The sequence below is a fragment of the Sorangium sp. So ce296 genome, from assembly GCF_051529605.1.
Classification (GTDB): domain Bacteria; phylum Myxococcota_A; class Polyangia; order Polyangiales; family Polyangiaceae; genus Sorangium; species Sorangium cellulosum_D.
Genome location: NZ_CP150325.1, coordinates 918,434 through 937,027, shown reverse-complemented (window position 1 = coordinate 937,027; position 18,594 = coordinate 918,434). Strand labels below are relative to the sequence as shown.

Annotated in this window: 13 protein-coding genes and 1 pseudogene; 9 read left to right on the top strand and 5 right to left on the bottom strand. The window is 70.5% G+C overall.

The features are described from left to right. Window positions 1–45: 45 nt before the first annotated feature. Both WME98_RS03545 and WME98_RS03540 read left to right on the top strand, forming a co-directional pair. The gene (locus WME98_RS03545; protein ID WP_437949962.1) at window positions 46–6,795 is read left to right on the top strand and encodes an RHS repeat-associated core domain-containing protein; all 6,750 of its coding nucleotides are present in this window, start codon (window positions 46–48) and stop codon (window positions 6,793–6,795) included. Beyond that, a complete protein-coding gene (locus tag WME98_RS03540) occupies window positions 6,785–7,402 on the top strand; it encodes a hypothetical protein (protein WP_437949961.1) in 618 nt (205 codons plus the stop codon). Before WME98_RS03545 ends, WME98_RS03540 begins: the two co-directional genes overlap by 11 nt. Before the next feature lie 64 nt (window positions 7,403–7,466). On the opposite strand, the gene WME98_RS03535 is transcribed toward WME98_RS03540, so the two are convergent. After that, the gene (locus WME98_RS03535; protein ID WP_437949960.1) at window positions 7,467–7,724 is read right to left on the bottom strand and encodes a hypothetical protein; all 258 of its coding nucleotides are present in this window, start codon (window positions 7,722–7,724) and stop codon (window positions 7,467–7,469) included. Between the two features lie 231 nt (window positions 7,725–7,955). Here WME98_RS03535 and WME98_RS03530 point away from each other — a divergent pair, with 231 nt between their 5' ends. From WME98_RS03530 to WME98_RS03520, 3 genes are read left to right on the top strand one after another with little or no spacing between them, the layout of a single operon-like run. Beyond that, window positions 7,956–9,419 (top strand): serine/threonine-protein kinase, encoded by a 1,464-nt coding sequence (locus WME98_RS03530; protein ID WP_437949959.1) that lies wholly within the window; start codon window positions 7,956–7,958, stop codon window positions 9,417–9,419. A 58-nt stretch (window positions 9,420–9,477) separates the two neighbouring features. Beyond that, window positions 9,478–10,521, top strand: coding sequence for a hypothetical protein (locus WME98_RS03525; RefSeq protein WP_437949958.1), 1,044 nt, complete (start codon window positions 9,478–9,480; stop codon window positions 10,519–10,521). A gap of 1 nt (window position 10,522) precedes the next feature. Beyond that, complete coding sequence (locus tag WME98_RS03520; RefSeq protein WP_437949957.1) at window positions 10,523–11,860, top strand: hypothetical protein; 1,338 nt, start codon at window positions 10,523–10,525, stop codon at window positions 11,858–11,860. Window positions 11,861–12,082: 222 nt separating this feature from the next. On the opposite strand, the gene WME98_RS03515 is transcribed toward WME98_RS03520, so the two are convergent. Continuing rightward, window positions 12,083–12,514, bottom strand: coding sequence for a BON domain-containing protein (locus WME98_RS03515; RefSeq protein ID WP_061627223.1), 432 nt, complete (start codon window positions 12,512–12,514; stop codon window positions 12,083–12,085). Window positions 12,515–12,631: 117 nt separating this feature from the next. On the opposite strand from WME98_RS03515, the gene WME98_RS03510 reads away from it, so the two are divergent. Then, window positions 12,632–13,912, top strand: coding sequence for a hypothetical protein (locus WME98_RS03510; protein ID WP_437949956.1), 1,281 nt, complete (start codon window positions 12,632–12,634; stop codon window positions 13,910–13,912). A gap of 381 nt (window positions 13,913–14,293) precedes the next feature. On the opposite strand, the gene WME98_RS03505 is transcribed toward WME98_RS03510, so the two are convergent. Continuing rightward, window positions 14,294–14,488 carry a hypothetical protein gene (locus WME98_RS03505; RefSeq protein WP_437954176.1) on the bottom strand — a complete coding sequence of 65 codons (195 nt, stop codon included), beginning with the start codon at window positions 14,486–14,488 and terminating at the stop codon, window positions 14,294–14,296. On the opposite strand from WME98_RS03505, the pseudogene WME98_RS03500 reads away from it, so the two are divergent. Both WME98_RS03500 and WME98_RS03495 read left to right on the top strand, forming a co-directional pair. Beyond that, a pseudogene (locus WME98_RS03500) lies at window positions 14,426–14,749 on the top strand (class I SAM-dependent methyltransferase); the annotation flags it as partial. The gene WME98_RS03505 and the pseudogene WME98_RS03500 overlap by 63 nt on opposite strands. A 65-nt stretch (window positions 14,750–14,814) precedes the next feature. Further along, a complete protein-coding gene (locus WME98_RS03495) occupies window positions 14,815–15,222 on the top strand; it encodes a hypothetical protein (protein ID WP_437954174.1) in 408 nt (135 codons plus the stop codon). A gap of 138 nt (window positions 15,223–15,360) precedes the next feature. On the opposite strand, the gene WME98_RS03490 is transcribed toward WME98_RS03495, so the two are convergent. Next, entirely contained in the window at window positions 15,361–15,861 is a 501-nt protein-coding gene (locus WME98_RS03490) for a hypothetical protein (RefSeq protein ID WP_437949955.1), read from the bottom strand. A 150-nt stretch (window positions 15,862–16,011) separates the two neighbouring features. Between WME98_RS03490 and WME98_RS03485 the strand changes: the two genes are divergently transcribed. After that, window positions 16,012–17,328, top strand: a complete 1,317-nt coding sequence (locus WME98_RS03485; protein ID WP_437949954.1) for a DUF5690 family protein — start codon at window positions 16,012–16,014, stop codon at window positions 17,326–17,328. A 107-nt stretch (window positions 17,329–17,435) separates the two neighbouring features. On the opposite strand, the gene WME98_RS03480 is transcribed toward WME98_RS03485, so the two are convergent. Then, on the bottom strand, window positions 17,436–18,482 hold the full coding sequence (locus WME98_RS03480) for a right-handed parallel beta-helix repeat-containing protein (protein ID WP_437949953.1): 1,047 nt from the start codon (window positions 18,480–18,482) through the stop codon (window positions 17,436–17,438). Window positions 18,483–18,594 lie beyond the last annotated feature (112 nt).

Here is an 18,594-nt window from a genome sequence, read left to right as displayed (position 1 = left end):
CGCGCGGTGCAGCGCCATGGCCTCCTCGGTGCGAGGGAGGCTGCAATGGCGCCCGTTCCACGATGTGTGCCCCGAGCGATCATCCCGCTCTTGATGTTTTTTGCTTGCGTGCTCGCGCAAGGGGGATGCCATTGCACCGTCGGCGACCCGCCCCAGGAGCCGCCTCGGGGCGTCATCGCCTGCCGGACCCAGAGCGCACGCAGCCCTGCCACGTCGCGCGCGGCGCCAGAGGTCGAGACCGTCGCCGCCGGCACCATCCCGGGGGCGTTCTCCATCACGAGCACCGGGGAGGCGGTGTACACCATGCATCTGGCCTCCCCTCCGCCGCGCGCGGGCATGGGTCCTCGGATCGAGCTCGTCTATCGCAGCGACGGCGGCGACGGCGTGCTTGGCGCCGGCTTCTCGCTCGCCGGGCTGTCCGCGATCACGCGATGTCCGAAGAGCCTCGCGCAAGACGGGGAGATCCGCGGCGTGCGGTACGACGGCGACGACGCGCTCTGCCTCGACGGCCAGCGCCTCGTCCCCGTGGGAGACGGGCCGGGAACCATCGAGTACCGGACGTTCCCGGATACCTTGGTCAAGGTGGTCGGGCGCTACGGTCCGGAAGGCGGAGCGCCCGCCGAGGCGCTCTTCTTCGAGGCAACCCTGCCCACCGGCCGCGTGGTCGAGTACGGGCGCACCAAGGGCAGCAAGCCGCTCGCGCGGGGCGGCGTCCCGCGCGCCTGGCTCGCGAACAAGGCCCGCGACGGCCGTGGCAACGCCATGACGTACGCGTATTGCCTCGCCGAGGCGGAGGACGGCCATGCCGCCGAGTACGCCGTCGACGAGATCCGCTACACGGCTTTCGAGGGAACGCCGTCGATCGAGCCTTCGCGGGCGGTACGCTTCGTGTATGGGACCAAGGACCCGGCCGCCATTCGCACCGGCTACTCGGGCGGCATGGCGCTCCAGCGCTCGCTTCGCTTGGAAGAGATCCAGATGCTCGGTCCGGGCGACGCGCTGGTCCGGAGCTACGGGTTCCGCTATGAGCTCAGCCCGACGACGAGCCGCACGCTCCTGACCCAGGTCGAGGAATGCGCGAGCGACCAGGTCTGCAAGCCTCCCACGCGCTTTCAGTACAGCCACGCGAAGCCCGGATTCGAGCGGGTGACGACGGAGATCGACGAGCCGGTCTCCGAGAGGGCGAGCCCGATGGTGTTCGACATCGACGCCGACGGGCTCGACGACCTCGTGATCCCGGACATGGTCGCGGGGCTCAGCACGCCGGGGAATCCGATCACCGCGTGGCGGGTGGCGCGCAACGTCGGGGCGCGCGCCTCGCCGTCCTTTCTCGCACCGGCGGAGCTCGCCTTCCTCGAAGAGTGGCCCACGGTCGCCGATCCGATGGGGTCCTCCGATCCGGCCCTTCTTCAGCCCGAGCTCGGCACGGTGCTGGACTACGACGACGATGGGCGGGCGGACGTGCTGCTCCATGACGTCTACGATGCCAAGACGACGTGGCATGTGCTCCTGTCCCGGCCGGACTGGACCTTCGCGCTCCATGACACGGGGATCCGCCGGCCCTTCCCGCTCGGAGTTACGCCCGCGCCGCCGAGCCTGAGCAGCCCCGGCGCGTCGATGCACCTCGCCGATCTGGACGGCGATGGCGTGCCGGATCTGATCCAGTGCGAGGACCACGCCCGCGAGGGACAGGCACCGCTCCCGACGTCTTCCGTGTGGACCGTCCACCCCTGGCGACCAGCGCGCGGCACGACGCCCGCGGGCTTCGACCCCGCGGGCGAATCGATCGAGCTGCTCACCGGCTACCCCTGCGATACGGAGCTCCACACGCTCGACATCGACGCCGATGGCAAGATCGATCTCGTCGTGCCCGCTCTGCAACGGTTCGGTGACGGGACGGTCCTCGTCGGATCGAGCTACGACGCGATCATGCGCCGGGGCGAGGGGCGCTGGGAGGTGATCGACACGGAGCTCCCCGTCGTGTGGCCCGGGGGTCGCGTCGTCTTTCTCGACGTGAACGGAGACGGCCTGCCTGATGCTGTCGAATCCGGTCCGGGTGACCACCAGCTCACTACCTACTTCAACACGGGGCCGACCTTCGTGGCCTCGCCGTTCCGGACCGTCGATGCGTTCAGCTTCGGCGATCTGTTCGGTCTTCCCGATCAGGACGCGTTCTTCCGGTTCGCCGTGCCGCTCGACGTCAACGGCGACGGGCGGCAGGATCTCCTCATGCCGGTTCCACCAGGCATGCTGCTGGGCGGCTCCGACGCGCTCCCGTCGTGGGCCGTCCTGCTCGCGACGGGCGACCGCGCCGGGCCGCCCTTCAGGCTCGTCGACCCGGGGCTGCCGTTCGAGGCCAGCCTCGGCGACGCGGTCACCCTGGCGGATCCGCGCGGGCCGCGCACCGGCGATGTCGACGGGGACGGCGCGCAGGACGTGATCCTGTCGCTCGGCGGCGTGTTCAACGTGTTCCGGAACCTCTCGGCCGATCAGGATCTCCTGGTCGCGGTCTCCGACGGGATGAACGCACACGACCCGACCGAGCCGGGCTTCGTGCCCAATGTGAGCATCTCGTACGGGCATCTGACCGACGCGTCGGCGGCGACGGGCGACGGAGCGGAGGATCCGGCGCGGGAGAGCCCGCTGTACCTCGCGCGTTCCGGCGCGGCGGACGACTGCGGCTATCCGCGCCGTTGCGTGGTCGGGCCGCGGCGGGTGGTCAGCGCGTACGCCCTCAACAACGGCGCCGATCGACCGCGGCGCTTCGAGGTCAGCTACCGCGACGGGCGCTACCATCGGCTGGGCCGCGGATTTCTCGGCTTCGGCGAGCGGCTCGTCACCGACCTGGATACGGGCGCCGCGACGCTCGATGTGTACGATCACGTCACCTTCGACGACGAGCTCCAGGTCTTTCCCTTCGCGGACAGCGTCCAGCGGACGTGGCGCTGGGCGCCTGGGCTGCCGAGCCAGCCCAGGCCGGAGCAGATCGAGCTCTCGTTCGTCGACGTGACGCGGACGCTCGTTCCGACGAACGACGGCGCGACGTACTTCACGCTGCCGACCGAGCGCCGGGTGAGGCGAGCGCAAGGGGTCTATCGGCCCCCAAACGGCGCGACGACAGGCATCGAGGCGTACGTGCGGGAGATCGAGCGCGGCGGCGGCGACGACGTGACGCTGCTGCGCGACTCGGTGTCGACGGTGACGGACTTCGACACGTTCGGCAATGTGCGCGCCGAGGAGGTCTCGACGGGCGGCGTCGACCTGACGTTCAAGGTCACGCGGACGTTCAAGAACGACCCCGAGCGCTGGGTCCTCGGCCAGCTCCTGACACAGCAGGAGTGCAGCGCGGCGGCGGGGATTTCGCAGTGCCGGAACGTCACGCGGACCACGACGATCTACGGCGAGGTGGAGACCGAATCCACCGAGAGCGACGACGGTCTGCCGGACACGAAGCTGACGATCGCCTATGCGCGCGACGACTTCGGGAACATCACCGGCGTCACGGCGGAGGACGCCTTCGGGCACCAGCGGGCATCCAGAGCCGCGTACGACGAAGAGGGTATCTTCCCCGAAAAGTACGTGAACGCGGCCGGGCACACCACGCTCGTGGAGTTCGACGACGCGTTCGGCGTGCTCCTCGAGCGGGTCGATCCGAATCAGCTCGTGACGACGTGGGCGCACGACGGCTTCGGGCGTCTCGGCGTCGAGACGCGTCCGGACGGCACGACGACGACGGTCACGCTCTCCCGCACCAAGGACGGCGGCCCGGAGCAGGACGCGTGGCGGGTGAGGCAGCGAAGCACCACGACCGGCGGGGCCGACGATACGATCGAGCTCGATGCCCTCGGCCGCCCGATCCGCTGGTGGTGGCACGGGCCCGAGCCAGAGCCGGCGCAGGGGTCGGGCGATGCGAAGCGCATCCTGCAAGAGATTGGCTACGACGCGCTGGGCGAGCACATCGCGCGGCGCTCCGTGCCGGTCCGCGAAGATACCCCCGAGAGCGAGAGGCTGTACGATCGCTTCGAGTACGACGCGGTAGGCCGCGAGGTGCGGCATACGACGCCGTGGAACGCGGTCACGACGACCGAGTACGATGGCCTGCACGTGCGCGTCACCGACCCGCTCGATCACGTGACCGTGACCGAGCTGGATCCGCTGGGGCGAACCGAGTCGATCACCGACGCAGCCGACGGGATCACCCGCTACAGTTACGGCCCGTTCGGCATGCTGCACACGGTCACCGATCCAGGCGATGCGGTGACGCGCACGACGCGCGACGCGTTCGGCCGCGTCCGGCAGCTCGACGACCCCGATCGGGGCACGACGGTCTCGAACCATGACGGCTTCGGCGAGCTGGTTTCGTCGACCGATGCGCTCGGGCGAGAAACCACGTGGGCGTACGACGCGCTCGGCCGACCGCGCTCCCGCGTCGACCAGGAGGGCGCCGAGCGCCTGACGACCACGTGGACGTGGGACACCGCGGCGCACGGGATCGGAAAGCTCCACGCGCTCGCGAGCCCCGACGCGGAGAAGACGTACGGGTACACCGACCGCGGCCAGCTCGACGCGATCTCGCTCCGCATCGACGGCGAGCGCGCTCCCCTGGAGGCCAGGCTGGGCTACGACGAGCTCGGTCGCGTCGAGGCGGTCACGTATCCGGCGCCGGCCGGCGCGGCGCCGTTCGTCGTGGCCCACGACCACGACGCGCATGGCCATGTGCTCGCCGTGCGCGACCGCGGAACGGGCTCCGCCTACTGGCGCTTGACGGACGTGGACAACGCGGGGCGATTCCGGGAAGAGGTGTTCGGCAACGGCGTCGTCACGGAGCGGAGCTATTTCGCCGACAAGCAGCGCCTGAGGCACATGGCGACGCAGAGCGGCGCGGGTGAGGTGCAGGACCTCGACTATGGGTTCGACGATCTCCTCAATCTCACGCGCCGCACCGACGCGCTCCAGCCCGAGAACACGATGGAGCGCTTCCGTTACGATCCACTCCAGCGGCTGACCTGCGCGTACTTCGGCGACGTCGAGCGCGCGTCGGCGCCCTGCGCGCTCCGGTACGGCCACGATCCGAACGGCAATCTCACCTTCAAATCGGACATCGGAACGCTCTCGTACGATGACCCGCTGCACCCGCACGCGGTAACCGGCGTCGGCGCTGACAGCTTCGCTTATGACGCCGTCGGCAATCAGATCGCGCGGCCCGGAGGCACGACCGTGCGCTATACGCCGTTCGACCTGCCGGAGCGCATCACGCAGGGCGCGAGCACCATCACGTTCGGTTACGACGGCGACCAGCAGCGGATCCGCAAGACCACCCCGGAGCAGGAGACGCTCTACTTCGGCGATCTGTACGAGCGGGTCACCAAGGCGGCGTCGGGCACCGTGGAGCATCGGTACCACGTCCACTCGCCGGAGCGCGTGGTGGCGATCGTGACCCGCGGAGGCTCGGACGACGGCACCCGTTACGTGCATGTCGACCACCTCGGCTCCGTCGATGCGCTCACCGACGAGGACGGCGACGTCATCGAGCGGCGGAGCTACGACCCGTTCGGCCAGCGCAGGAACCCCGTGTGGGGCGAGCGCGCGCCGGCCTCGTTCTCCAGCGAGACGACGCAGGGGTTCACCGGGCACGAGAGCGACGACGAGCTCGGGCTCGTGAACATGAAGGGCCGGCTCTACGATCCCAGCATCGGACGGTTCTTGACCACGGACCCGATCGTTTCGATCCCGTCCTTCGGGCAGAGCTGGAATCCGTACAGCTACGTGCTGAACAATCCCCTCGCGTACGTCGACCCGGGCGGCTTCCAAGAAGCGCTCCCGGAGGCCGGGGCTCGCTCGCCACCGCCGCCCGGCACGGAGCTCAGGTGGGAAGTGCTCGACCTGGCGCCGATCGGACTCGATCTGCGCGTCGTCCCGTTGCCGAAGCACGAGGCGCGCGCCGACGCCGATACCAACGCCACGGCTGCCAACACGGGCGGCGCCACGCCGCCGATCGACGTCAGCGTGCTCGGGACCAGCGCGGGCTTCGTGCCCGAGCCGGCGCTGTCGTCGGCGGAGGCCACGAGCCCCGCCAGCCTGGTCGGCGACACCTTGCTCGGCACTGCCGAGGGGACGGGCGAGCTGGCGCTCGGCCTCGCGCAATCGCTGGTCCTGAGTGCGATGACGCTCGGCGGTTACGGGGCCTACCAGCACGGCCGCGCGATGTGGGACGGCTACCAGGCGGCCGGCTTCCTCGGCGCGATCAACGCACTCAACCCGCTCTATGAGATTGGGCGCCACGGGGCGGACACGGCCCTCGCCATCGACCGGAGCGACTATCGAGCGGCGGGCTCGGCGGGGGTGAAGGCGATCCTCCTCGGCGCGGCAACGGTGTACGGTGCGGGAAGAGGGCTGGGGGGAGCGGCGGAGGGCTCGGCGGCGGCCGGAGTCGTTAGAGGACCAGCGGCGACACGCGCACTGGCGCAGCAAGTCGCGAACGTCGAGCGCGCGCCGATGAACTTCAGCCGGACGGTCACTGTCCTAGAAACGGCAGAAGGGCCAACACTCGTTGCAGGGGGCGCAAGCGATCTGTCAGCCGCTCAGATTGCGGAGGCCCATCGGCTAGGGCTGATCCCCGCGCCCCCGATGCCAGGCTTTCACGCTGAGAAGACGGCCATTGCTGGTGCTGGAGAGCTGGGCTTGACCCCGACGAGGGGAGCCACGTCCACCATCATCTGCAGTGGTCCGGGAGGGTGCGCCGACTTTCTCCGTGGTTTAGGCGCTACAGTCGGAAAGTATAGCTATGAGTTCTGAGGTCGACATCTCGATGAGCCAAGACGAGCTGATCCACGCTCTAAAACAGCGCGTCAAGGACGTGCGGACGCGCACGGACTACGCGGACCGGGACTGTCCTGAGCTAGCGCCCCCAGCAGCGCCATACGCCGTGGCCCAGGCTGAGTCCGTGCTGGGCTTCCCGCTGCATCCACTCCACAGGCGGTTGCTGATCGACGTCGGTAACGGTGGCTTCGGTCCTGGTGATGGTCTCATTGGTCTTCCCGGCGGACGTTTGGATGACAATGGTCGGTCTATCGTGGAGCTTCGGCACGTTCTATGGAGTGGCCCGGAGAGCGCAGGATTGCCAGAAAATGTACTCGCTTTGTGCGATTGGGGCGACTCCATTTGGTCTTGTATCGACGAGGAGACGGGTGCCGTGCTCACATTGGACGAAAGCGGCCTTACTGAGACGCCCTGGCGTTTGCATACGTGGCTGCTCGATTGGCTCGCCGGTGAAAAATTGTTTGGGAAGATGTTCGTATTTCACGAACGTGCGATAATCAATCCATTCACAAAGCAGCCGATGTTGGTAAGGACTCCGGCTGGCGCCATTGGTGCCCCATACAAGCGCGTCAAGTTCGAATGATGAATTGCCTGTCCGGTAGCACCGGGCTCACATGCAGCGGTGCATCGACCGACGCCGTCGGCAATCAGATCGCGCAGCTCGCGTGCCCAGGCGGCACGACGGTGCGCTTTACGCCGTTCGATCTGCCGGAGCGCATAACGATCTCGCTCTCCTCGGCGGTGGCGCCCTCCTGGGCGGCCCGATCGGCGCAGGTCTCACAGACGTTCTTCTTGTCGCTTGCGAGCTTGACCGTCTTGAGTAGGCCTGGGTCGCACATGTCGATCAGGCCAGTAGCGGAAGCGCGTGGAGCCGCCGAGCGGGTCGGTGCTCCTTCGGCGCGCACGTTGCCAAACGTACTGAAGTGCGTCGCCGAACGTCACAGGACGCGAACGTGATCGTGCTCGCGCCCTGCGTTGTGTACACCATGTCCCACATCGGGGACGCTCCTGCTGCCCGCGGCATCCTCTCCCCCGGGCATGCGGGGGTTGCCAGCGAGTTTCAGGGCGGCGGCGGGCGCGCGAGGCCATCAAGCGGCGCTTGACCTCGCGGAGCCGCTGAGACCACATGGGGAGCCATGCGCACCGTCCCGGTCCAGCCCGGCGACATCCTGGCGGGCAAGTACCGCGTGGAGCGTCTGCTCGGCACGGGGAGCATGGGGGTCGTCGTCGGGGCGGTCCACGTCGAGCTCGGCCAGCGCGTCGCCGTCAAGTTCATGCGCTCGGCCCACGACGTCGACGCCGGCGCGCGCGCGCGCTTCCTGCGCGAGGCGCGCGCGGCGGTGCGGCTGCGCAGCCAGCACGTCGCCCGCGTGTTCGACGTCGGCACCCTCGAGGGCGGGGCGCCGTACATCGTCATGGAGTTCCTCGAAGGGCGGGATCTCGCCGCGTTGCTCAGGGAGCGCGGGTCACTCTCGCTCGACGACGCCGTGGAGTACGTCCTCCAGACGTGCGAGGCCGTCGGCGAGGCCCACGCCGCCGGGATCGTGCACCGCGACCTGAAGCCGGCGAACCTCTTCGTCACGCACGACGTCAGCGGCTCGCCGTGCATCAAGGTCCTCGACTTCGGCATCTCGAAGATCAGCGGCGCGGACCTCGCCCTCACCGATGACGACCAGACGCTCGGCTCCCCCTATTACATGTCGCCCGAGCAGATGATCTCGTCGAAGGACGTCGACGCGCGCAGCGACCTCTGGGCGCTCGGCATCCTCTTGTACGAGCTCATCGCCGGGCAGACGCCATTTCACGCGGACAGCTTGCCGGAGTTCTACGGGCGCATCCTCGCGGCCCGGCCGACGCCGCTCCGCGAGCGCCGGAGCGACGTGCCCCCGGAGCTCGACGCCGCGATCCAGCGGTGCTTGACGCACGATCGCGAGCAGCGCTGGCGCGACGTGGCGGCGTTCGCCGGCGCGCTCGCGCCCCACGCGCCCGCGCGAGCGCGGGGCTATCCGGAGCGGGTCTCGCGCGTGCTCGACATGCAGCGGCTGTCATTGTCGGGATCCAAGGACGAGCCGGGGGCGCGCCCCATCGAGCCGCCTCCGCCGCCGGCCAGCGCCGGAGCCGCCGAGGAGACGGCGCCGCTCCCGCTGAATTCCGCAGAGGAGACGGCGCACACCCTGTCCCCGCCGCGCAGCACCTCGTCGTCCTACGAGCTGCTGGGGGCGAAGCCGCGCCGCCGGGCGCTCCTCCTCTTCGCCGGCGCGCTCGTCGCGGGCGCTGCGCTCGCGGCGCTCGTTGGCGGCGGGCAGGAGGGGGCGCCACCCCCGGCTCCGACAGGCTCGCCGGCGGCCGCCTTGGGGGCGCCGGACGCGGCCCCGCCGGCGCCCGATGCGCCCCAGGCTCCCCCCTCCACGAGCGCCCCTCACGGCGCGAGCGCGACGGCGCAGGCGGAGCCCACCTCGCCTTCGGCGACGGCGACGGCGACGGCGACGGCGAAGTCCACGCGGAAGGCGACGAAGCCCCTCCCGCGGGCGAAGCCCCCGGCGGAGGGCCCTCGCACCCCGAAGCCCGAGCCGACGATTTCGTACGATGAGCGGCGCTGACATTGGGACAAGGGCGAGGGGGGCCGATATCCTCCGGGAGGTGCGTGGCCCAGGCCCGATGCGTGTGAAGCGCAGCGTCATCGCCGCCAGTGCGCTGGTCCTCTCGTTATCGCTCGCGCCGCGCGCCCTCGCGGACCCGACCGCCGAGGACCGGGCGGCCGCCGACGTGCTCTTCCGCGAGGGGCGCGCGCTCATCAAGCAGGGCAGGTACGCCCCCGGGTGCTCGAAGCTCGCCGCCAGCCAGAAGCTGGATCCGATGGCCGGGACGCTGCTCGCCCTGGCGGACTGCTACGAGCTCAATGGCGAGACGGCGAGCGCCTGGGCGACCTTCAACGACGCCGAGGCGATGGCGCGCAAAGCGGGCGATCCGCGGCGCTCGAAGGAAGCGGCGCGGCGGGCGGGGCTCCTCGAGCCGCAGCTCTCGAGGCTCGTCATCGAGGTGGCGCCGGAGGCCCGGATCGAGGGGCTCGAGGTGCGGCGCAACACGAAGCTGCTCGATGCGGCGCTGTTCGGCTCGGCGATCCCGGTCAATCCGGGCGAGCACACGATCGAGGCGGCGGCGCCTGGCAAGAAGGCATGGAGCGCGAAGGTGCTCATCGCGCCGCAGGCAGGGCAGAGCACGGTGCGCGTCCCTCGGCTCGAGGACGCGCCCCTGCCAGAAGCGGCCACCGCGCCCGCGCCGGAGCGGCCGTCGCGCCCGCGTGCGGCCGCGAGCGCCCCGCCCGCGGCGAGCGCGTGGAGCGCGCAGAAGACCGTGGGGCTCGTGCTGGGCGGGGTGAGCCTGGCCGGGATCGCGGTAGGCGCCGTGTTCGGCGTCGATACGCTCCTGAAAGTTGGCGAGGCGCGCAGCCAGCACGGGTGCACCGACGACGACCCTCCCCGTTGTGACGCCGAGGGGATCAGGCTCCATCAGGCCGCCAACACGACCGCCAACATCTCCAACGTGGCGTTCGCGGCGGGGGGCGCGGCGCTCATCGCGGGCCTGGTCGTGTTCCTGACCGCGCCGTCGAGCGAGGCCGCGCCGAAGGCGGCGCTGGAGGTGCGCCTTCAGCCCGCGGTCGGGGTGGGAACGGCGGGGATGTCGCTGCGAGGTAGTTTTTGAGATGCGAGAGACGCGACCATGGAAGCTCGTCATCGCCGGGGGCGCTCTGCTCGTCGCCGGCTGCCAGCTCGTCGCGGGCGTGCGCACCGACGCGGAGCTGGACCAAGAGGGGAGCGGCGGCAAAGGGTGCAGCGTGCCTTCCGACTGCCCGGGCGGCGTCTGTCAGGGCGGCGTCTGCAAGCCGGCCGGGGCGACGTGCGTGCGGGACCTCGATCCGTTCGACATCCTCACGTCCGAGGACCTCGGAGGCCATGAGGTCGACGCCTCCTCGCTCGTGCTGGCGAGCGGCCCCGGTCGCGCCTTCGTCTCCGTCATCGACAAGACGGCGAGCCGGCTCGTGATCGGGACGGTGCGCGAGCTCCGGGACCCTGCCGGATCCAAGGCGGAGTTCCCCCTCCCCGACGGAGCGGCCTTTGTCACCGGCCACGAGTCGGGAGGGCAGCTGACCCTGCTGGGCAGGGTGGGGTCCGACATCGGTCAGCTCCTCTTCCTCACGACCACCGAGGGCGTCTCGTCGGAGGGGACGTTCCAGCGGTTCCCCGCGCTCGCCCCGGAGTGCTCGAGCCCCAACGTCGCCGCGTCGATGGCGTTCGCCCGAGCGGGCGATGAGGTCTTTTACGCGGCGACCTGCGAGGCGCCGGGCGGCTCGACGCGAGCGCTCGTCGTCGGCGGGTCGGCCGCGGCCGCGCCGACCCTGGTGGCCCAGGGCCCGCGCACCGATGCCTCGCTCAACGTGCGCTTTTACACGGTCACGAGCGGCCGGCATCTCCTCCTGCTGGACGACGGCGCGACCGGAGAAGCGTTCTTCAGGACGGGCGCCGCCGCCGCCGATCTCGGCGTGGCGCACCAGATCCAGTTCAGCCCATCTCCTGAAGAGGTGGAGTCGTTCTTCGGCGCGTTCCCGCTGCCCGAGGGCGATGGGGTCACGCTCTTGATCGCGCACATCGTACCTCCGCCGAGGCTCGCCGTCTCGGCGGAGGTCGGCGTCGTGAGGGACTTCTCGTCGCTCGTCGAGGTCCCCCCGCCTGGCTTTACCCCCGTCTTCGAGCTCCAGAACGTGAGCCAGTTCAACCCACCGGGCCCGCCCATGAGCGACGGCGAGAACGTGTATGTGACGCTGGTGCCGCACCCTGGAAAGACGGTGAATCTGGGCTGGTTCACGCGGACGGGTGAGTCCTTGCTCCCTCAGGAGCACATCTTCTCCCTCCCGGACGGCAGCAGCGCGCAGATCCTCGGCTCGACCGTCGCGCAGCTCGGCACCAAGCTGCTCGTCGCCTGGATCGAGCAACACGACGGCGCAACCTCGGTGCGCGGCCAGCGGCTTGTCTGCGCGCTGTAAGGAGCGCGAGCGCGCCGCGCTCGCCCTGGATGCGGTCGCGAGATCCGGTGGTGGCCCAATCTGGCCCGGAGTGATTCACATGAAGGCGGGAAGGCAGGAAGAACGTTGATCTTTTCTTCCCGCCTTCCCGCCTTCATGTTCGAATCCGGCCACCACCCGAGACCTGGGGTGCGCAGGAGTCCGGCCATCGCCATCCGTGGCCGGACCCCCGGGCGGGCGGAGCTACGAGGCGTTCCGGCGCGACTCGTTGTTCTTCGTCTCCGACGTCGACGACGTGGCGCCGATCGAGGTCGCGCCGCCGGACGTGCCCGCGGCGGCGCCGGTCGCGCCCGCCGTGGAGCGCTCGCTCGACGACAGCCCGCCCGTCTTCGCCTCGCCCTGCTGCTGCTGCTCGCGGTACAGCCGGATCTCGTTCCGCACGTCGGTCACGCCCGAGATCCGCTCCGCGAGCGTCTCCAGCTGGTGCTTGAAGCGGCGCTCGCGGACGGTGCCGGTGAGGACGACCTCGCCGTTCTGCACCTTCACCTCGACGTCGCTCGCGTCGAGATCCGGGTGATCGGAGATCTGGTCGCAGATGTCCTCCCGGATCCGCTCGTCGGAGCGCTTGTATCCCTTGGGTGGACGACCGCGCGAACCCCCGACGTCTCCGCCCACGGTGCTGAGGAAGCTCCGGCCGCCGGAGCCCTGTCCGCCGGACTGGTAGCCCTGTCCGCCGGACTGGTAGCCCTGCCCGCCGGACCGGTAGCCCTGCCCGCCGGACTGGTAAGGGGAATGGCCCTGATCGCGGTAGCGGGGCTCCTGGCCCTCGTACCCGCGCCGCTCGCTCCAGCCGCGCTCGTCGTCGGCCCACTGCCGGAGGCCGCCCCGGGCTCCGTAGCCTTCGTGCTGGCCGCCGCCGAAGCCTCCCTGACCACCGAAGCCGCCCTGGCCGCCACCAAATCCACCCTGGCCACCGAATCCACCCTGGCCGCCGCCGTGGTAGCCCTGGCCGCCATAGCCACCCTGGCCGCCGCCGAATCCGGCTTGACCGCCAAAGCTGCCCTGGCCGCCGCCGTAGCCGCCTTGGCCGCCACCATAGCCGCCCTGGCCGCCGCCGAATCCGCTCTGGCCGCCGGCGTGACCCTGACCGCCGTAGCCGCCCCGGCCGCCGAGGTCGCGCTCGCCGCCGAAGTGGCCCTGACCGCCGTGGTAGCCATGGCCGCCCTGGCTGCCGCCGAATCCGCTCTGGCCGCCGCCGTGGCCGCCGAGTCCACCCTGGCCACCGAAGCTGCCCTGGCCGCCACCGAAGCCGCCCTGGCCGCCGCCGAATCCGCCCTGGCCGCCGCCGTAACCGCCTTGGCCGCCGCCGAAGCCGCCTTGGCCGCCGTAGCCGCTCTGGCCGCCGCCGAAGTGACCTTGGCCGCCGTAACCGCTCTGGCCGCCGCCGAAGCCGCCCTGGCCGCCACCGAAGCCGCCCTGGCCGCCGCCGTAGCCACCCCTGGAGCCAAGATCGTCGCGACCTCCTCGCTGGAAGTCATCGCGGTAGCCGCCCGACGCCTGGCGCTGGCCTCCGAAATCTTCGCGCTGGGACCAGCCGCGATCCTGCCGGCCCTCCCAGCCGCGCTCGCCGCCGTAGCCGCGCTCGCCGCTGAAGCCGCGCTCACCCTCGTGACCGCGGCCGCCGAACTCCCGCTGATCCCATCCGCCGCGGAAGTCCTCCTGGCCGCCTCGGGCATGGCGCTGATCGTCTCGCTGGACGACTTGCTCGTAATTGCCACGATGCCCGTAGCTAGCATCGCCGGCGGCTCCGCGCTCGCCTCGATATCCCTCATCGCCTCGCTGTCCCTGGTGTCGCCCAAACCTCTCCTCGTCGCGCCCCCGGCCGTCGTTATGTTCCTCGTCGATCCATCCCTGACGATTCGGCATGACTCCTCCGCCTTTCTTGCGACACGAGCGACACGGCAGCGAAACCGCCTCGCCCCTTGCGTGGTCCAGTCGACGCTCGAGGGCACGAGGGGCAACCGTGATCGGGCCGCCCGCTCTGGCGCGCCCGTCCGTTGCCGCGTGACCTGAAGAACCGAGGCCTCGATGCCCCAGCGGGGCCCCGCGTCGCAAGGGGTATTCCAGAACAGGCAGGGCGGTGTTTCGGTACGTTTTCAGGAAGATCACGCCCGCCGCGCACGCGCCGAGGTGCAAAGTGCCTCACGTCGGAGCGGCAAAGCGTCCCATCGAGACGTTGTGCCACAGCGACATCGCGAGTTAGGGCTCCTCCCGAGAATACCTAGGGAGCCCACGGATGCTCTCTCTCAGCGGCGCGGACTCGGTCGATCGGGCCATGGAAAGCCGCGGGCGACGACCCCGAGCAGCTGCCCCGGACGCCGATTCGCGCCGTCGACGTGCTGCCGAGCTCGGTGCCCGACGCAAAGGCTCGGGCTGCCCGGTCTCTTCTGAAGCTCATTCCGTGCCGAGCCGCTCCTGCGGTAGAGCCCGGCTGCCGTGCCGGGCGCGCGCCGCGACCTTCCGGACCGGGCGCGATGTTGCCGGCGCGTTGACATCCAGGCGTCCGGACTCGACCATGCCGTGCGCATGAGCCAGCAGCATCAATCGTCGAAGGACGTCCTCGATCGCCGCACCCTCGCGGGCGATCACCGCCGCCTGGCCGAGCTGCTCCGGCCGGGTCAGTCGGTGCTCGACGTCGGCTGCGGGACGGGCTCCATCACCGCGGGCATCGCCGAGGCCGTGCAGCCGGGCGGCGAGGTCCTCGGCCTGGACCGAGACGCGGACCTCCTCGCGCGGGCGGCGGCGCGCTTCGCCGGCCGGCCCGGCCTGTCCTTCGCGTGCGGCGACGTGCTCGCGTTCGACGCCGAGGCGCGGTTCGACGTGGTGACGGCGGCGCGCGCGCTCCAGTGGGTGCCTCGCCTCGACGAGGCGCTCGCGCGCATGGTGCGGGCGACAAGCCGGGCGGCCTGGTCGTCGTGCTCGACTACAGCCACGAGCGCCTGCGCTGGGATCCCGAGCCCCCCGCGTCGATGCGGCGGTTCTACGCGGCGTTCCTCGCGTGGCGCGCGGGGCTCGGCATGGACAACGCGCTCGCCGACGACCTCGCCGGGCGCTTCGCGGCGCACGGGCTCGAGGCCGTCCGCGTCACGGACCAGGACGAGCGCTCCCGGCGGGGCGACCCGGGCTTCGGGGCGGCGCTCGACATCTGGCTCCACGTCATCGACGGCTGCGGCCCCGCGATGATCTCGGCCGGCGCGCTCACCGAGCCCGAGCAGGCCGAGGCGCGGCGCGACTACGCGGACTTCTGCCGCGACGTCGCGGAGGGCCTGGTCATGGTCCTCCGCGCGGTCGAGGGGACGAAGCCGGGAGGTGGCCGGATTTGAACATGAAGGCGGGAAGGCGGGAGGAAAAGATCAATGATCTTCCTGCCTTCCCGCCTTCATGGGAATCGCTCCGGGGCAAATTGGGCCACCACCCTAAGCCGGGCGGGTGAGCGCCCGGAGGCCCGCCGGCGCCCGCGCTCACCTCGGCGCGCGCAGCGCCTCGAGGATCGCGTCGAGCCGCTCGACGACCGCCCGGCCCTGGTCGTGCGCGCCCTGCGGCGCGCCGAGCGCGGAGGCCGCGAGCGCGGGGCCCATCGTCATCGCGAAGGCGGCGATCGCCTTGCCCGCGGCGGTCTGCGCGAGCCGGTCGGCGTAGCCGCCGGACACGCACGTCGAGATGAACAGGAGCGCGTCCAGGAAGCTCGCGCACCGCGGGTTCTCGCCGTGCTCGGCCTGGTAGAACAGGGTCGAGCACCCGACGAGCATCACCGCCAGCGCGTCGAGGGGGTCGCGCGTCATCGCGCTCCGGAAGCGCTGCTTCAGCCCGTCGTACGAGAGCTCGCCCGCGCCCCCGGCGGCGAGGCCCAGCGCGAGCAGGGCGACCGCGCCGCGCAGCCGTTCGTCCCGGCCGCGCAGAGGGGCCGCGGCCGCGGCGTCGTCCACGATCTCCCTCGCGGCGAGCGCTGATCGATCTCCCAAGGCGTGCCCTCCCGGCCGCGCCGCGGGTCACGGCGCAGGCTGCATGTCTCGCACGGACGCGGGTCGGAGGGAACGGGCCGCGCGCCTCACCGAAAATTCATGCGCCCGACGCGCGCCCGCGATTACCCTCGCGCCTTCCTCGGAGCTCCCATGACGGCCCAGAGAAGCGTGACGAGATGGCTCGAACGGGCGCCCGCCCCGGTGTTCACGGCCTTCGCCGTGTTCGCCGCGTTCGCGACCTACTTCTGCATGTACGCCTTCCGCAAGCCGTTCGCGGTCGGGACCTTCAAGGGCGCGGTCGCGCTGCCGCTGCTCCCGGACCTCGATCTGAAGAGCCTCTACATCATCGCGCAGGTGCTCGGGTACTGCGCCTCGAAGTTCCTCGGCATCAAGGTCGTCTCCGAGATGCGGCCCGAGCGGCGCGCCCTCGCGATCCTCGCGTGCATCGGCGTGAGCGAGGCCGCGCTCGTCCTGTTCGCGCTCGCCCCCGCCCCGTACGCGGCGCTCTTCCTCGTGCTGAACGGGCTGCCGCTCGGCATGGTCTGGGGGCTCGTCTTCGGCTTCCTCGAGGGCCGCCTCGTGAGCGACCTGCTCGGCGCCGGCCTGTGCGCCAGCTTCATCGTCGCCAGCGGCTTCGTGAAGACCGTCGGCAAGCTCACGCTCGGCTGGGGCGTGCCGGAGGTCTGGATGCCCGCGGTGACGGGCGCGCTCTTCTTTCCGCCGCTGCTCGCCTCGGTGTGGATGCTCGCGCAAATCCCGCCGCCCACGGCGACCGACGAGGCGCACCGGACCCGGCGCGCGCCGATGGATCGCGCCGCGCGGCGGGCGTTCGTGCTGGCGAACGCGGGCGGGCTCGCGACGCTGGTCCTCGGCTACATCGTGCTCACCGCGTACCGCGATTTCCGGGACAACTTCGCCCGCGAGATCTGGGACGCCCTGGGCTTCGCCGACCAGCCGGCGATCCTGACGACGGCCGAGATCCCCGTGGCCATGGGCGCGCTGCTCTCGGTGGCGGTGATGATGGGGATCCGGAGCAACCGCAAGGCGCTGCTCGCGGTGCACGGCATCATGCTCGGCGGCGCGCTGCTCGCCGGGCTGAGCACGGCGCTCTACCAGGCGGGCGTCATCGGGCCCGTGGGCTGGATGATCAGCGTCGGGCTCGGGCTCTACGTGGGGTACGTCCCCTACAACTGCGTGCTCTTCGACCGGCTCATCGCGGCGGTGGGCTCGGTGGCGACGGCGGGGTTCCTGATCACCGCGGCCGACGCGTTCGGCTACCTCGGCAGCGTGGTGCTGCTGCTCTACAAGAGCTTTGGCCAGGCGAAGCTCTCGTGGCTCGAGTTCTTCCTCGGCTTCAGCTACGCGACCGCGTTCCTCTGCGCGGCGCTCTTCGCCGCGTCGGCGGGGTACTTCTGGCTGCGCACGCGCGCCCCGGTCCCGGCCGCCCGGCCGGCGCTCGACGCCTGAGCCGCCGCCCGTCGCCGGAGGATCAGTAAGCCGAGCCCTGCCCCCCGATCGAGAGAGCAGGTCCGCGAGGCGGCGGCGCCGGCCGCGGGGCTCGCCGCCGTTCAACGTCAACGTGGACCGTGCTCGGACGAGGTGTCGGCCTCGTACGCGCCGATGTCGTGCGTCGCGCCGATGGGCGGAGGGGTCCCTTCCAGAGCGTCCGGGAGGGCGTCCCAGAGGAAGAGCCCACGGTCTATCGCCGGCGAGCCGCCCCTCAGGCGATAGTCGTCGCTCGCAGGATCGACGAACAGCGCCCACGGCGGGGCGAGGATCGAGTGCCTGTCTTGCCCTGTAGTTCGTCGCCAGGTCGCGAGGTTGATGATCGTCTCCCCGTTGTCCCTGCTGAAGCGATCCACGACCACGTTGTAATCGCTGTAGAAGCAAGGGTCCTCCGCGCCGCCCTCATAAATCAGGATAGACCCCCTGTCGAGGCGCGGCGTATAGAGGATGTTGTTCACGATCTTGTTGCACCTCGGGTTGGAGATGCCCTCCGGCGATTCGGGGATGTTGACCACCCAGCGGCTCCCCTCCGCCATCACGATGGTGTTGTTGTAGACCTTGTTGCGGCTGGAGCCTTCGCTGCCGTCGATCGCGAAGAGGGATATCCCGCTCGCGTGGTTCTCGTAGAGGACATTGTACCGGATGACGCTGTCGCTCACCCCGTCGCAGTTGATCGCCGAGGCGCCGCCGAGCCCGTTCTCCCAGATGATATTGCCCTCGACCTCGGCGAAGCTGATGAGCCCATCGCCGGGCGTGAAGTTCCTGTCGCCGTTCATGTGAACGCCGGCAGAGCGGTTGTGGTGGAGGAGGTTGCCGCGGACCACGGGGAAGTCGCCGCTGTTGCTGGTGTAGACGCCGTGCTCGCCGTTGAACTCGGACTCGTTGTGCTGGATGACCACGTGGTCGCTGAACGCCGTGAAGATGCCGGTCCTCCCGCTGTCGTGAACGTGACAGTTCTGGACCGTGATGTCGCGCGTGACGCGCACGTCGACGCCGGATCTGGCGGCGTTCGCGAGCTCGAAGCCGTCGATCACCCAGTCATGAACGACGACGTCGTCGGAGTCCTCGACCTCGATGTTGCTGCCGTGCCGGTTGATCGGCCCGGGAGCGTTCACCACGGCTCCCCAGGGAGGCTCTGCCCGCAGGGTCTTGGGCCGGCCGGGCGCGCCTGACTTTCGAATACGACACCCCGCGTAGACCCCCGGTAATACCTTGATGGTGTCGCCA

Coding starts and splice junctions, on each gene's coding strand:
- WME98_RS03525 (WP_437949958.1), top strand. CDS start 9,478: ATGCGTGTGAAGCGCAGCGTCATCGCCGCCAGTGCGCTGGTCCTCTCG.
- WME98_RS03530 (WP_437949959.1), top strand. CDS start 7,956: ATGCGCACCGTCCCGGTCCAGCCCGGCGACATCCTGGCGGGCAAGTAC.
- WME98_RS03545 (WP_437949962.1), top strand. CDS start 46: ATGGCGCCCGTTCCACGATGTGTGCCCCGAGCGATCATCCCGCTCTTG.
- WME98_RS03510 (WP_437949956.1), top strand. CDS start 12,632: ATGGCCCTGATCGCGGTAGCGGGGCTCCTGGCCCTCGTACCCGCGCCG.
- WME98_RS03540 (WP_437949961.1), top strand. CDS start 6,785: ATGAGTTCTGAGGTCGACATCTCGATGAGCCAAGACGAGCTGATCCAC.
- WME98_RS03520 (WP_437949957.1), top strand. CDS start 10,523: ATGCGAGAGACGCGACCATGGAAGCTCGTCATCGCCGGGGGCGCTCTG.
- WME98_RS03485 (WP_437949954.1), top strand. CDS start 16,012: ATGACGGCCCAGAGAAGCGTGACGAGATGGCTCGAACGGGCGCCCGCC.